Annotated in this window: 9 protein-coding genes; 7 read left to right on the top strand and 2 right to left on the bottom strand. The window is 57.9% G+C overall.

Annotation, left to right across the window (positions count from 1 at the left end):
• Positions 1-44 precede the first annotated feature (44 nt).
• From holC to ahr, 4 genes are all read left to right on the top strand, one after another.
• Entirely contained in the window at positions 45-488 is a 444-nt protein-coding gene (gene holC, locus ACMGGQ_RS18600) for a DNA polymerase III subunit chi (RefSeq protein ID WP_025912557.1), read from the top strand.
• Positions 488-3,343, top strand: a complete 2,856-nt coding sequence (locus ACMGGQ_RS18605; protein WP_045910116.1) for a valine--tRNA ligase — start codon at positions 488-490, stop codon at positions 3,341-3,343. Before holC ends, ACMGGQ_RS18605 begins: the two co-directional genes overlap by 1 nt.
• A 123-nt stretch (positions 3,344-3,466) precedes the next feature.
• Positions 3,467-3,970, top strand: a complete 504-nt coding sequence (locus ACMGGQ_RS18610) for a GNAT family N-acetyltransferase (protein WP_420290390.1) — start codon at positions 3,467-3,469, stop codon at positions 3,968-3,970.
• An 83-nt stretch (positions 3,971-4,053) separates the two neighbouring features.
• Positions 4,054-5,073, top strand: a complete 1,020-nt coding sequence (gene ahr / locus ACMGGQ_RS18615; protein ID WP_420290391.1) for an NADPH-dependent aldehyde reductase Ahr — start codon at positions 4,054-4,056, stop codon at positions 5,071-5,073.
• A gap of 43 nt (positions 5,074-5,116) precedes the next feature.
• Here ahr and ACMGGQ_RS18620 read toward each other — a convergent pair whose 3' ends face one another.
• Complete coding sequence (locus tag ACMGGQ_RS18620) at positions 5,117-6,757, bottom strand: dihydroxyacetone kinase subunit DhaK (protein ID WP_126534123.1); 1,641 nt, start codon at positions 6,755-6,757, stop codon at positions 5,117-5,119.
• A 137-nt stretch (positions 6,758-6,894) separates the two neighbouring features.
• Here ACMGGQ_RS18620 and ACMGGQ_RS18625 point away from each other — a divergent pair, with 137 nt between their 5' ends.
• Complete coding sequence (locus ACMGGQ_RS18625) at positions 6,895-8,397, top strand: helicase HerA-like C-terminal domain-containing protein (protein WP_008502820.1); 1,503 nt, start codon at positions 6,895-6,897, stop codon at positions 8,395-8,397.
• Here ACMGGQ_RS18625 and ACMGGQ_RS18630 read toward each other — a convergent pair.
• Complete coding sequence (locus ACMGGQ_RS18630; protein WP_420290581.1) at positions 8,377-9,318, bottom strand: TIGR01212 family radical SAM protein; 942 nt, start codon at positions 9,316-9,318, stop codon at positions 8,377-8,379. The genes ACMGGQ_RS18625 and ACMGGQ_RS18630 overlap by 21 nt on opposite strands.
• Positions 9,319-10,005: 687 nt before the next feature.
• Here ACMGGQ_RS18630 and gltB point away from each other — a divergent pair.
• Positions 10,006-14,466: a glutamate synthase large subunit gene (gltB, locus tag ACMGGQ_RS18635; RefSeq protein ID WP_048225139.1), complete on the top strand. Its 4,461-nt coding sequence runs from the start codon at positions 10,006-10,008 to the stop codon at positions 14,464-14,466.
• 9 nt (positions 14,467-14,475) lie between these two features.
• Positions 14,476-15,894: a glutamate synthase subunit GltD gene (gene gltD, locus ACMGGQ_RS18640; protein ID WP_014833470.1), complete on the top strand. Its 1,419-nt coding sequence runs from the start codon at positions 14,476-14,478 to the stop codon at positions 15,892-15,894.
• Positions 15,895-15,950 lie beyond the last annotated feature (56 nt).

The following is a 15,950-nucleotide window of genomic DNA, read 5'->3' on the forward strand; positions in this document are numbered from 1 at the left end:
CCACCCGGCTTTGCATTTGAATCCAAAACTAAGAAGCCCCATATATGAAGAATGCAACGTTCTACCTTCTGGACAACGACACCCATCAGGAGGGCCTCAGCGCCGTCGAACAGCTGGTGTGTGAAATTGCCGCAGAACGTTGGCGCGCAGGCAAACGCGTGTTGATCGCCTGTGAAGATGAGCAGCAGGCCATTCGTCTCGATGAAGCGCTGTGGGCTCGCCCGCCGGAGAGTTTTGTTCCGCATAACCTGTCAGGCGAAGGGCCACGCGGCGGGGCACCGGTTGAAATTGCCTGGCCGCAAAAGCGCAACAGCAGCGCGCGCGACATTCTGATTAGCCTGCGGATAGATTTTGCAGATTTTGCCACCGCTTTCACAGAAGTGGTAGACTTTGTCCCTTACGAAGAATCTTTGAAACAACTGGCGCGCGAACGCTATAAAGCGTACCGCCTGGCTGGTTTTAACCTGAATACGGCAACCTGGAAATAATGGAAAAGACATATAACCCACGCGATATCGAACAGCCGCTTTACGAGCACTGGGAACAGCAGGGCTATTTCAAGCCTAACGGCGACGAAAGCAAAGAGTCCTTCTGCATCATGATCCCGCCGCCGAACGTCACCGGCAGTTTGCATATGGGTCATGCTTTCCAGCAGACCATCATGGACACCATGATCCGCTACCAGCGCATGCAGGGTAAAAACACCCTGTGGCAGGCGGGGACTGACCACGCGGGTATCGCGACCCAGATGGTGGTTGAGCGTAAAATTGCCGCTGAAGAAGGGAAAACCCGCCACGACTACGGTCGCGACGCGTTCATCGACAAAATCTGGCAGTGGAAAGCGGAATCCGGCGGCACGATTACCCGTCAGATGCGCCGCCTCGGCAACTCCGTGGACTGGGAGCGCGAGCGCTTCACCATGGATGAAGGCCTCTCCAACGCCGTGAAAGAAGTCTTCGTCCGTCTGTACAAAGAAGACCTGATTTACCGTGGCAAACGCCTGGTCAACTGGGATCCGAAACTGCGCACCGCAATTTCTGACCTGGAAGTGGAAAACCGCGAGTCCAAGGGCTCCATGTGGCATATCCGCTATCCGCTGGCCGACGGCGCAAAAACCGCCGACGGTAAAGATTACCTGGTGGTCGCGACCACCCGTCCGGAAACCCTGCTGGGCGATACCGGCGTGGCCGTTAACCCGGAAGATCCGCGTTATAAAGATCTGATTGGCAAATTCGTGGTGCTGCCGCTGGTAAACCGCCGTATTCCGATTGTGGGCGACGAACACGCCGACATGGAAAAAGGCACCGGCTGCGTGAAAATCACCCCGGCGCACGACTTCAACGACTATGAAGTGGGTCGTCGTCACGCCCTGCCGATGATCAACATTCTGACCTTCGACGGCGATATCCGCGAAAGCGCAGAAGTGTACGACACCAAAGGCAACGAATCCGACGTTTATTCCAGCGACATCCCGGCCGAGTTCCAGAAGCTGGAACGCTTTGCCGCGCGTAAAGCGATTGTGGCTGCCGTTGACGCACTGGGCCTGCTGGAAGAGATCAAACCTCACGACCTGACCGTGCCGTACGGCGACCGTGGTGGCGTGGTTATCGAGCCAATGCTGACCGACCAGTGGTACGTGCGTGCCGACGTGCTGGCGAAACCGGCTGTGGAAGCGGTTGAAAACGGCAGCATTCAGTTCGTACCGAAGCAGTACGAAAACATGTACTTCTCCTGGATGCGCGATATTCAGGACTGGTGTATCTCCCGTCAGCTGTGGTGGGGTCACCGTATCCCGGCATGGTACGACAACGACGGCAACGTTTACGTTGGTCGCAGCGAAGATGAAGTGCGTCAGGAAAACAACCTGAGCGCAGACGTTGCCCTGCGTCAGGACGAAGACGTGCTGGATACCTGGTTCTCCTCCGCGCTGTGGACCTTCTCCACCCTCGGCTGGCCAGAAAACACCGACGCGCTGCGTCAGTTCCACCCAACCAGCGTGATGGTGTCCGGCTTCGACATTATCTTCTTCTGGATTGCCCGCATGATCATGATGACCATGCACTTCATCAAAGACGAAGACGGCAAGCCGCAGGTTCCGTTCCACACCGTCTACATGACCGGTCTGATCCGCGACGACGAAGGCCAGAAGATGTCCAAATCCAAGGGTAACGTCATCGACCCGCTGGATATGGTTGATGGTATCTCTCTGGAAGAGCTGCTGGAAAAACGCACCGGCAACATGATGCAGCCGCAGCTGGCGGAGAAAATCCGCAAGCGCACCGAGAAGCAGTTCCCGAACGGGATTGAGGCTCACGGTACCGACGCCCTGCGTTTCACCCTGGCGGCACTGGCCTCGACCGGTCGTGACATCAACTGGGACATGAAGCGTCTGGAAGGTTACCGTAACTTCTGTAACAAGCTGTGGAACGCCAGCCGCTTCGTGCTGATGAACACCGAAGATCAGGATTGCGGCTTCAACGGCGGCGAGATGACTCTCTCCCTGGCTGACCGCTGGATCCTGGCGGAATTCAACCAGACGGTGAAAGCGTTCCGCGAGGCGCTGGACAGCTACCGCTTCGACATCGCAGCGGGCATTTTGTATGAATTCACCTGGAACCAGTTCTGTGACTGGTATCTGGAGCTGGCGAAGCCGGTCATGAACGGCGGCACTGAGGCAGAGCTGCGCGGTACGCGCAACACGCTGATTACCGTTCTGGAAGGCCTGCTGCGCCTGGCGCACCCGGTTATTCCATTCATCACCGAGACCATCTGGCAGCGCGTGAAGGTGATTGCAGGCATCAACGCCGACACCATCATGCTGCAACCGTTCCCGGCATTCGATGCGGCGAAAGTCGATGAAGCGGCGTCTGCGGATACCGAGTGGCTGAAGCAGGCGATCGTGGCGGTACGTAACATTCGTGCTGAAATGAACATCGCGCCGGGTAAACCGCTGGAGCTGCTGCTGCGCGGCTGCAGCGAAGCGGCCGTTCGTCGCGTCACCGAGAACAACACCTTCCTGAAAACCATGGCGCGTCTGGAAAGCATCACCGTGCTGCCTGCGGATGATAAAGGTCCGGTTTCCGTGACCAAAATCATCGACGGTGCCGAGCTGCTGATCCCAATGGCGGGTCTGATCGACAAAGACGCCGAGCTGGCTCGTCTGGCGAAAGAAGTGGCGAAAGTCGACGTGGAAATTGGCAAAATCGAAAGCAAACTGGCGAACGAAGGCTTTGTTGCCCGGGCGCCGGAAGCGGTCATCGCGAAAGAGCGTGAGCGTCTGGTTGCCTTCGCCGATGCGAAGACCAAGCTGATTGAGCAGCAGGCGGTTATCGCTGCCCTGTAATGCTTTTACCCCTTACGCTTCAGGGCGTAAGGGGTAACCTTCCTGAAAACTCCTCGCTTGCACTCCCCTTTCTGCGGTGCTATTAACAGCAGTTATGTGTCAATTTTTGTAATGAGTAATGCTATGAGCGTGATTACCCCCGTCGCGACGACGATGCGTCGGATCACTGAGCAGGATAACCCAGCTATCGCCGCCGTTATTCGCACCGTTTCTGCCGAATGTGGCCTGACGGCTGACAAAGGCTACACGGTTGCCGACCCGAATCTGGACGCGCTTTTCCAGCTCTACAGCCAGCCTGGTCATGCCTACTGGGTCATCGAGCAGAACGGCCAGGTAGTCGGCGGCGGCGGCGTGGCGCCCCTCAGCTGCAGCGAGCCGGATATCTGCGAACTGCAAAAAATGTATTTCCTGCCAACGGCACGCGGACAAGGACTGGCCAAAAAGCTGGCGCTGATGGCGCTGGACCACGCGCGCAAGCAGGGCTTTACCCGCTGCTACCTGGAAACGACCGCCTTCCTCAAAGAGGCCATCGGCCTGTATGAACATCTGGGCTTTGAGCATATCGATGCGCCGCTGGGCTGTACCGGCCACGTTGATTGCGAAGTCAGGATGCTGAAAAGTCTGTAACTTTCGTTCCTGCCCTCTTCTGTTAAGCGGCTGTAAACTGAATGCTCTACACTCTCAGTTCACACCACAACGGGGGAAACACGATGTCGAAGATAAAAAGCTACGCCGCACCGCAGGCGGGTGCAGAACTTGAGCTGTACGAGTACGATGCGGGCGAACTAAAAGCAGAAGACGTCGAAGTACAGGTTGATTACTGCGGGATCTGCCACTCGGATCTCTCGATGATCGATAACGAATGGGGCTTCTCCAGCTATCCGCTGGTTGCCGGACACGAAGTCATTGGCCGCGTCGTGGCGCTCGGTAGCGCCGCGCAGGACAAAGGGCTGAAAGTGGGCCAGCGCGTAGGCATTGGCTGGACAGCGCGCAGCTGTGGTCACTGCGATGCCTGTATCAGCGGCAATCAGATCAACTGCCTCGAAGGCGCCGTTCCCACCATTCTGAACAAAGGCGGTTTTGCCGATAAACTGCGCGCCGACTGGCAATGGGTTATCCCGCTGCCAGAAAGCATTGATATCGAATCCGCCGGTCCGCTGCTGTGTGGTGGTATCACCGTCTTCAAACCGCTGCTGATGCACCATATCACCGCCACCAGCCGCGTCGGCGTCATCGGTATCGGCGGATTGGGGCATATTGCCATTAAGCTACTGCACGCGATGGGCTGTGAAGTCACGGCGTTCAGCTCGAACCCGGCGAAAGAGAAAGAAGTGCTGGCGATGGGGGCGGATAAAGTGGTGAACAGCCGCGATCCGCAAGCGCTGAACGCGCTGGCGGGCCAGTTTGACCTGATCATCAACACCGTTAACGTGGATCTCGACTGGCAGCCGTACTTTGAAGCGCTGGCCTACGGCGGTAACTTCCACACCGTGGGTGCGGTGATGAAGCCGCTGCCGGTTCCGGCGTTTACCCTGATCGGTGGGGATCGCAGCGTGTCAGGCTCCGCTACCGGTACGCCGTACGAGTTGCGCAAACTGATGAAATTTGCCGGACGCACCAAAGTGGCGCCGACCACCGAACTGTATCCGATGTCGAAAATCAACGAAGCGATCCAGCACGTGCGCGACGGCAAACCCCGTTACCGCGTGGTGTTGAAAGCAGATTTCTGATGTGACAGTGCCGGGTAATGGCTTCGCCTTACCCGGCCTACTTTCACTGCTGCGCCAATACGTTAAATACTTCCGCTACCGCGACCGCTCCCGGATCCATCACCCCATCCAGGTTCTCTTTATTGACATACGACGAGCGTCCCGCGCCGGCTTTCGCCATTTTTGCCGTTGCTTCCGCGCCCTGCTGCGCGGCCTGCGCTGCCGCCTGAATATTGCCTTTCTGTAACGCCTCCAGCGCCGGTTGCAGCGCATCGATCAGCGTGCGATCGCCAAGATCCGCTCCGCCGTACTGCTTCATCTGCGCAAGTCCACTGAGCAAGGCCTCCGGGAGCGTCTGACCATCGTGAAGCTTTTGCCCGGCCGCGGTGAAGAAGATCGACATCAGCACCCCGCTCGACCCGCCCATCACCGTGGCTAGACGCTCGCCAACCAGCAGTAGCAGCTTAGACACGTCATTAAGCGGGAGCGTGTTCTCCTCCAGGCGCTGCGCAATATCCCGCGCCCCTTGCGCAAAGGTAGAGCCGGTATCGCCATCCCCCACCCTGGCATCCAGCGCGTTCAGGCGGTTTTCCAGCTGGATCAGCGCTGTCGACACGGAGGAGACAAACGCACGCACCTGAGGATTGTCAGAGGGGGTATACTCCACACGGTCATGAATGGCGCTATGCGCCACGGTGCGCAGTGGCGCAAACGCGACGGGCTTCTGCCAGCCGAGCGTCTCGACGTCAGCGTGAATCGCCTTTTCGAAGAAATCGTTGAGCTTCAGCAGCGTCAGAGAAAAGCCTTTCATATCCAGCGCGCTGACCAGCGGCGCAGGGCCAATCAGGTACGCGATACTCTCTTTCAGCGCCGAATGCGCCAGCTCTTTGGTCAGCAACGCCATCTCCAGCGCCGATACGCCGCCAAGATTGTTAATCAGCACCGCAAAACGCCCCTCACCCGCCTGCGCGCTTAACGGCTTCACCAGGGTGTCGATAATGGCTTTGCTGTTTTGCGTATCCACCACGGAAGCCCCGGGCTCGCCGTGAATGCCCAGGCCCAGCTCGACATGGCCTTGTTTAATGCGCCCCTCTTCATCGTCGCTGCCCGGCAGGTTGCAGGTTTGCATCGCCACGCCCAGGCTCCAGAGGTTATCGCAGGCCAGTTGCGCAATATCCCGCACCTCGCTCAGCGATTTCCCCTGCTCCGCCGCGTAGCCCGCAATCTTGTGCACCAGTGCCGTACCGGCAATACCGCGCGGCTGCTTGTTATCCGGCAGCGCGATATCGTCTGCCACAATCACCATCTCCACCTTCAGGCCGTAGCGTTTGGCCTTCTCGGCCGCCAGGCCAAAGTTCAGGCGGTCGCCGGTGTAGTTTTTGACGATCAGCAGACAGCCGCGATCGCCCGTGACCGCGACAATGGCATTCAGCACCGCATCCACGCTCGGCGAGGCAAACAGATCGCCGCACACTGCCGCCGTCAGCATCCCTTTGCCGACAAACCCGGCGTGTGCGGGTTCGTGGCCTGAGCCGCCGCCGGAGATCACCGCCACGCGGCTTTTGTCCCAGTCGCCGCGTGCGACGATCCTGATGGCCGGATCGATAGCAAGCTTGACGAGATTGGCATGTGGCGCAGAAAGCAGTATGCCTTCAATGGCATCGTTGACCAGCTGTTTGCGATCGTTAAAGAAGAATCTGGACATAGTTTCCCACTATTTTGTGAACCGTATGCAAAAGCATAGTCCGCGCTGGATAATGCGCCGCAAAGTCAGGAATTTACTCAACCAAATTGCTATCAGGTTGCCTATACTCCACCCAGGACTAAGAGAGGAAGCGCATCATGAGTACACCATTGTTAATTGCCCGGACGCTGGAAAAAGAGCTCTATTTACTGCCCGCGATGGCGAACCGCCACGGTCTGATCACCGGCGCGACCGGGACGGGGAAAACCGTCACCCTGCAAAAGCTGGCGGAGTCGCTTTCGGAGATTGGCGTACCAGTCTTTATGGCTGACGTAAAAGGCGATTTAACCGGTGTGGCTCAGGAAGGGACGGCCTCTGAAAAACTGCTCGAACGGCTGAAGAATATTGGCATCACGGACTGGACGCCGCACGGTAACCCGGTGGTGGTGTGGGACATCTTCGGTGAAAAAGGCCACCCGGTACGCGCCACCGTCTCCGATCTTGGCCCGCTGCTGCTGGCCCGTCTGCTTAACCTCAACGACGTGCAGTCCGGCGTGCTGAATATTATCTTCCGCATTGCCGATGACCAGGGGCTACTGCTGCTTGATTTCAAAGATCTGCGCGCCATTACGCAGTACATCGGCGATAACGCCAAATCCTTCCAGAACCAGTACGGCAACATCAGCAGCGCCTCGGTGGGCGCTATTCAGCGTGGGCTACTGACGCTTGAGCAACAGGGCGCTGAACATTTCTTTGGTGAACCCATGCTGGATATCAAAGACTGGATGCGCACCGACAGCAGTGGCAAAGGCATTATTAACATCCTGAGCTCAGAGAAGCTCTACCAGATGCCGAAACTCTATGCCGCCAGCCTGCTGTGGATGCTCTCCGAACTCTATGAACAATTACCCGAAGCAGGCGATCTGGAAAAACCGAAGCTGGTGTTCTTCTTTGACGAAGCGCATCTGCTGTTTAACGATGCACCTCAGGTACTGCTGGATAAGATCGAACAGGTTATCCGCCTGATCCGCTCCAAAGGCGTCGGCGTCTGGTTTGTCTCGCAAAACCCGTCAGATATCCCGGATAACGTGCTGGGTCAGCTTGGTAACCGCGTACAGCACGCCCTGCGCGCCTTCACGCCGAAAGATCAGAAAGCGGTGAAAGCCGCCGCGCAAACCATGCGCGCCAACCCTGCCTTTGATACCGAAGCGGCGATTCAGGCGTTAGGCACCGGTGAAGCGCTGATCTCGTTCCTCGATGCGAAGGGCAGCCCGTCCGTGGTGGAACGCGCCATGGTCATTGCACCTTGCTCGCGCATGGGGCCGGTGACCGACGATGAGCGCAACGGCCTGATTAACCACTCTCCGGTTTACGGGAAATACGAAGACGAGGTGGATCGCGAGTCCGCGTTCGAGATGCTGCAAAAAGGGGTCCAGGCGACAACGGAATCGCAGGATGCACCTGCCGCTAAAGGGCAATCAGTCGCCGTTGATGACGGCATTCTCGGTGGGCTCAAAGACATTCTGTTCGGCAGCACCGGGCCGCGCGGCGGCAAACGCGACGGCGTAGTGCAGACCATGGCGAAAAGCGCAGCCCGACAGGTCACCAATCAGATCGTGCGCGGCATGCTGGGGAGTTTGTTAGGCGGCCGTCGCAGGTAAATGGGGAACCCACGGGTGGCCCAGCGCCGAACCCTGTACGCCGTTCTCCTGCAGGTAGCGGTCTATTTCCACCATCCCCGTCCAGCGGTTCTCACACCACAGCGGTGCCAGAAGCGTTGGGCGGCGGGCGCTGGCCGAGATGCGGTGGTAGACAATCTCCGGTGGCGTGTGGCGAATCATCTCCCCCGCCGTCACCGTATAGTCCTCAAGCTCGATACCGCTTAACCGCCCGGCCTCCCAGGCTTTCGCCATAATGCTGCCTTTCACGATATGCAGCGGATGCAACTTGATGCCGTCCACGCCGGTTTCAACGACCCTTTCCAGCGTTTCAAGGCCATGCTGTTGACCTTCGCCGGGTAACCCAACAATCAGGTGCGAACAGACCTTCAGCCCGCGCTCGCGGGCCAGCCGCGTGGTGCGTTGGTAGCAGGCAAAATCATGCCCACGGTTAATACGGTGCAGCGTTTTGTCATGTGCCGTTTGCAAGCCCAGCTCCAGCCAGATCTCGTAGCCTTGTTCTTTGTACTCGCTGAGCAGGTCCAGCACCGCGTCCGGAACGCAGTCCGGGCGGGTTCCCACGCACAGCCCAACGATACTGGCCTGGCTGATGGCCTGCTGATACATCGAACGCAATACCTGCACCTCCGCCCACGTGCTGGTATAAGCCTGAAAATAGGCCAGATACTGCTTCGCGCGGTTCACCTGGCTGGCCTGGTGGGCAAGCTGCTCAGCGATAGAATGATGCTGCTGCGCTTCATCGGCAAACGACGCGACGTTACAGAAGGTGCAGCCGCCGCGCCCGATGGTGCCGTCGCGATTCGGGCAGCTAAACCCGCCGTGCAGCGTCAGCTTATGAACCTTTTGCCCGTACCGCTGCAAAAGATCCCCACCAAACATATTGACTAATTTCTGTAACTGCATAATCTGATAGACCGTCCCGGAGAAAGGGGACAAGCCTGCCATTTTTAGCCTCTGTCGGCGATGACCTGGATCAATCGCCCTGGACGGCCTTTATCTATATGAATAAATACTCAGGATTACTGCAACTTCATTCACGCCGTACGTGATTACTTTTCCTTATGTTCTGATTGTTTTTTTCATTTATAGCGCCAGCACTGAAAAACAGTGTGTTTATGCGGGTTTGCAGACAATTCCAGATTATTGTTCTGCTATAAAACCGCTATTCAGCACGCTACATTGATAATACCGCTTTCATATAGTGAGTCAGATCACACTCCGCTGCGCTCTTTCAGGGCATTCAATCAATGTAAAATTAGTTAAATAACCTTTAAATACAATCATATAATCACTCTTTAGCACATTTTTGTATAAATAAGATTGCCATTTGACCTGTGTACCAATTCCCGATAAGTTGGAAATCCGCTGGAAGCTTTCTGGATGAGCGGCCTGCTCATCATATTTATGCAGTAATTGAGATTCCCTCTGAAGCAAGTCCTCAAACTTGTTTACCTGCGCGAAAGGATGAAAAAGAGGGCGAATGCGAGGTCCGCGTATGAAACGCAACCCCCGTCGCCATGCTCTTTCTGTGCCTGTGCGCCACGGTAAAGTTCAGTGGGAAGCCCGACGAGCCTGGGGAGGTTCACTGATATGTTGTACGATAAATCCCTTGAGAAGGATAACTGTGGTTTCGGCCTGATCGCCCACATAGAAGGCGAACCTAGCCACAAGGTAGTGCGTACTGCTATTCACGCACTGGCCCGTATGCAGCACCGTGGCGCCATCCTTGCCGATGGTAAAACCGGCGACGGTTGCGGCCTGCTGCTGCAAAAACCGGATCGTTTCTTCCGTATCGTGGCGGAAGAGCGCGGCTGGCGTTTAGCCAAAAACTACGCTGTCGGCATGCTGTTCCTGAATCAGGATCCTGAAAAGGCTGCCGCCTCACGCCGCATCGTCGAAGAAGAACTTCAGCGTGAAACCCTGTCGATTGTCGGCTGGCGCGATGTGCCAACCAACGAAGGAGTGCTCGGTGAAATCGCCCTCTCCTCGCTGCCTCGTATTGAACAGATTTTCGTCAACGCGCCTGCGGGCTGGCGTCCGCGTGATATGGAACGCCGTCTGTTTATTGCCCGTCGCCGCATTGAAAAACGTCTCCAGGACGATAAAGAGTTCTACGTCTGTAGCCTCTCTAACCTGGTGAACATCTATAAAGGTCTGTGTATGCCGGCTGACCTGCCGCGCTTCTACCTGGACCTGGCGGACCTGCGTCTGGAATCGGCCATTTGCCTGTTCCACCAGCGCTTCTCCACCAACACCGTACCACGCTGGCCGCTGGCGCAGCCGTTCCGCTACCTGGCGCACAACGGCGAGATCAACACCATCACCGGTAACCGCCAGTGGGCCCGCGCCCGTACCTATAAATTCCAGACGCCGCTGATCCCCGATCTGCACGATGCCGCGCCGTTCGTGAACGAAACCGGCTCGGACTCCAGCTCGATGGATAACATGCTGGAACTGCTGCTGGCGGGCGGGATGGATATCGTGCGTGCTATGCGTCTGCTCGTGCCGCCGGCCTGGCAGAACAACCCGGATATGGATCCTGAGCTGCGCGCGTTCTTCGACTTCAACTCCATGCACATGGAGCCGTGGGATGGTCCGGCGGGCATCGTCATGTCCGACGGTCGTTTTGCCGCCTGTAACCTGGACCGTAACGGTCTGCGTCCGGCGCGCTACGTCATCACCAAAGACAAGCTCATCACCTGTGCCTCTGAAGTCGGCATCTGGGATTACCAGCCAGACGAAGTGGTCGAGAAAGGCCGCGTCGGTCCGGGCGAGCTGATGGTGATCGACACCCGCGGTGGGCGCATCCTGCACTCCGCCGAAACCGACAATGATCTGAAGAGCCGCCACCCGTACAAAGAGTGGATGGAGAAAAACGTGCGTCGTCTGGTGCCGTTTGAAGATCTGTCGGACGAAGAAGTGGGCAGCCGCGAGCTGGACGATGACACCCTCGCCAGCTACCAGAAGCAATTTAACTACAGCGCGGAAGAGCTGGACTCCGTCATCCGCGTGCTCGGTGAAAACGGCCAGGAAGCGGTCGGCTCGATGGGTGACGATACCCCGTTTGCCGTGCTCTCCAGCCAGCCGCGCATCATCTATGACTACTTCCGTCAGCAGTTCGCGCAGGTGACTAACCCGCCAATCGATCCACTGCGTGAAGCACACGTGATGTCGCTGGCCACCAGCATCGGTCGCGAGATGAACGTCTTCTGCGAGGCCGAAGGCCAGGCGCACCGTCTGACCTTTAAATCGCCGATCCTGCTGTACTCCGATTTCAAACAGCTCACCACTATGAAAGAGGAGCACTACCGCGCCGACACGCTCGACATTACCTTCGACGTGAACGAGGCGAGCCTCGAAGAGACGGTGAATGCGCTGTGTGACAAAGCCGAACAGATGGTGCGTAACGGTACCGTGCTGCTGGTATTGTCCGACCGCAACATCGCGAAAAACCGTCTGCCGGTACCGGCCCCGATGGCGGTAGGCGCTATCCAGACGCGTCTGGTCGATAAAAGCCTGCGCTGCGACGCCAACATTATTGTTGAAACCGCCAGCGCGCGCGATCCGCACCACTTTGCCGTGCTGTTAGGCTTTGGCGCGACGGCGATCTATCCGTATCTGGCCTACGAAACGCTGGCCCGTCTGGTGGATACCCGCGCGATCGACAAAGATTATCGCGCGGTGATGCTGAACTACCGTAACGGTATCAACAAAGGTCTGTACAAGATCATGTCCAAAATGGGCATCTCGACCATTGCCTCCTACCGCTGCTCGAAGCTGTTTGAAGCGGTCGGCCTGCATGACGAGGTCGCCAACCTCTGCTTCCAGGGCGTGGTCAGCCGCATCGGCGGCGCCGGTTTTGCTGACTTCCAGCAGGATCTGGTGAACCTGTCCAAACGCGCCTGGCTGGCACGTAAGCCGCTGGATCAGGGCGGTCTGCTGAAATACGTTCACGGCGGCGAATACCACGCCTACAACCCGGACGTGGTGCGCACGCTGCAGCAGGCGGTTCAGAGCGGCGAATACCGTGATTATCAGCAGTACGCTGAGCTGGTGAACAACCGTCCGGCGGCAACGCTGCGCGACCTCATTGCCCTGAATCCGGGTGATGAAGCGGTCAGCATTGACGATGTTGAGCCGGCATCCGAACTGTTTAAACGCTTCGATACCGCGGCGATGTCCATCGGCGCGCTGAGTCCGGAAGCCCACGAAGCGCTGGCGGAAGCCATGAACAGCATCGGCGGCAACTCTAACTCCGGCGAGGGCGGTGAAGATCCGGCGCGCTACGGCACCAACAAGGTGTCCCGTATCAAGCAGGTGGCATCCGGCCGCTTTGGCGTGACGCCAGCGTACCTGGTCAACGCCGACGTGATTCAGATTAAGGTCGCGCAGGGTGCAAAACCGGGCGAAGGCGGTCAGTTACCGGGTGATAAAGTCACGCCGTACATCGCCAAACTGCGCTACTCGGTACCGGGCGTGACGCTGATCTCCCCGCCGCCGCACCACGATATCTACTCTATCGAGGACCTGGCGCAGCTGATTTTCGACCTGAAGCAGGTCAACCCGAAGGCGATGATCTCCGTGAAGCTGGTTTCCGAACCGGGCGTCGGCACCATCGCGACCGGCGTGGCGAAGGCCTATGCGGACCTTATCACCATCGCCGGTTATGACGGCGGTACCGGTGCAAGCCCGCTCTCCTCCGTGAAATATGCGGGTTGTCCGTGGGAGCTTGGCCTGGTGGAAACCCAGCAGGCGCTGGTGGCTAACGGTCTGCGTCATAAGATCCGTCTGCAGGTGGATGGCGGTCTGAAAACCGGCCTCGACATCATCAAGGCGGCGATCCTCGGTGCGGAAAGCTTCGGTTTCGGTACCGGTCCAATGGTCGCGCTGGGCTGTAAATACCTGCGTATTTGCCACCTGAACAACTGCGCAACCGGCGTTGCAACCCAGGACGAGAAGCTGCGTAAGAACCACTATCACGGCCTGCCGTTCAAAGTGACCAACTACTTTGAGTTCATTGCCCGCGAAACCCGCGAGCTGATGGCGCAGCTGGGTGTGAAGCGTCTGGTAGACCTGATTGGCCGCACCGATCTGCTGAAAGAGCTGGAAGGCTTCACCGCCAAGCAGCAGAAGCTGGAGTTGAGCAAGCTACTGGAAACCGCGCAGCCGCATCCTGGCAAAGCGGTCTACTGCACCGAGAACAACCCGCCGTTCGATAACGGCGTGCTGAACGCGCAGTTGCTGCAGCAGGCGAAGCCGTATGTGGACGACAAGCAGAGCAAAACGTTCTGGTTTGATATCCGCAACACCGACCGTTCCGTGGGTGCCTCCCTCTCCGGTTACATCGCGCAGACGCACGGTGACCAGGGGCTGGCGGCCGATCCGATTACCGCGCACTTCAGCGGTACCGCGGGTCAGAGCTTCGGCGTGTGGAACGCAGGCGGCGTTGAGCTGTATCTGACCGGCGATGCCAACGACTACGTCGGCAAAGGCATGGCGGGTGGTCTGCTGGCGGTGCGTCCTCCGGTCGGCTCAGCCTTCCGCAGCCATGAAGCCAGCATTATCGGTAACACCTGCCTGTACGGCGCGACAGGCGGTCGTCTGTTCGCAGCAGGTCGTGCGGGCGAGCGTTTTGCGGTGCGTAACTCCGGTGCCATCACCGTGGTGGAAGGCATTGGCGATAACGGTTGTGAGTACATGACGGGCGGGATTGTTTGCGTTCTGGGTAAAACCGGCGTGAACTTCGGCGCAGGCATGACGGGTGGTTTTGCCTACGTCCTGGATGAAGACGGTGAGTTCCGCAAACGCGTGAACCCGGAGCTGGTGGAAGTGCTGGACGTTGACACGCTGGCTATCCACGAAGAACACCTGCGCGGTTTGATTACCGAACACGTGCAGCATACCGGTTCTTCGCGCGGCGAAGAGATCCTGGCGAACTGGCCAGCGTTCTCTGCGAAATTCGCGCTGGTTAAGCCGAAGTCCAGCGATGTTAAAGCCCTGTTGGGTCACCGTAGTCGTAGCGCAGCAGAGCTGCGCGTGCAGGCGCAGTAAGGAATTCAGATGAGCCAGAACGTATACCAGTTTATCGACCTGCAGCGTGTTGATCCGCCAAAGAAACCGCTGAAGATCCGTAAAATTGAATTTGTTGAAATCTACGAGCCGTTTTCAGAAGGCCAGGCCAAAGCACAGGCAGACCGCTGCCTGTCCTGCGGTAACCCTTACTGCGAATGGAAATGTCCGGTACACAACTACATCCCGAACTGGCTGAAGCTGGCCAACGAAGGACGTATTTTTGAAGCCGCCGAACTCTCTCACCAGACCAACACCCTGCCGGAAGTGTGCGGCCGTGTGTGTCCTCAGGACCGTCTGTGCGAAGGTTCCTGTACGCTGAATGACGAGTTCGGCGCGGTGACCATCGGCAACATCGAGCGCTACATCAACGATAAAGCGTTTGAGATGGGCTGGCGTCCGGACATGACCGGCGTGAAGCAAACCGACAAGCGCGTGGCGATCATCGGCGCGGGCCCGGCGGGCCTGGCCTGTGCGGACGTGCTGACCCGCAACGGCGTGAAGGCGGTGGTCTTTGACCGTCATCCGGAGATCGGCGGCCTGCTGACCTTCGGTATCCCGGCCTTCAAGCTGGAAAAAGAGGTCATGACCCGTCGCCGCGAAATCTTCACCGGCATGGGCATTGAGTTCAAACTGAACGTGGAAGTGGGCCGCGACGTGCAGCTCGACGACCTGCTGAAGGATTACGACGCCGTGTTCCTGGGCGTGGGCACCTATCAGTCCATGCGCGGCGGTCTGGAGAACGAAGACGCGCCGGGCGTGTACGACGCGCTGCCGTTCCTGATTGCCAACACCAAGCAGATCATGGGCTACGGCGAAACCGCCGATGAGCCTTTCGTCAGCATGGAAGGCAAACGCGTGGTGGTGCTGGGCGGCGGTGATACCGCGATGGACTGCGTGCGTACCTCCATTCGTCAGAATGCGGCACACGTGATCTGCGCCTACCGTCGTGACGAAGAGAACATGCCGGGCTCTAAGCGCGAAGTGAAAAACGCGCGTGAAGAGGGCGTGGAGTTCCAGTTCAACATCCAGCCTCTGGGTATTGAAGTGAATGCCAACGGTAAAGTGAGCGGCGTGAAGATGGCGCGTACCGAGATGGGCGCACCGGATGCGAAAGGCCGTCGTCGCGCCGAGATCGTGGCCGGTTCTGAACATGTCATTCCGGCCGACGCCGTGGTGATGGCGTTCGGTTTCCGTCCTCACAGCATGGAATGGCTGGCGAAGCACAGCGTTGAGCTGGATTCACAGGGCCGCATTATTGCGCCAGAAGGTAGCGATAACGCGTTCCAGACCAGCAACCCGAAAATCTTCGCCGGTGGCGATATCGTTCGCGGTTCCGACCTGGTGGTGACGGCGATTGCCGAAGGCCGCAAGGCGGCTGACGGGATACTGAATTACCTGGAAGTGTAAGAAAAAAGGGAATAAACCTTCCGGTTTATTCCCTTTGCTAAATAAAGCGTAATTAA

It is taken from the genome of Enterobacter sp. BNK-13, assembly GCF_048685015.1.
GTDB lineage: Bacteria > Pseudomonadota > Gammaproteobacteria > Enterobacterales > Enterobacteriaceae > Enterobacter > Enterobacter quasiroggenkampii.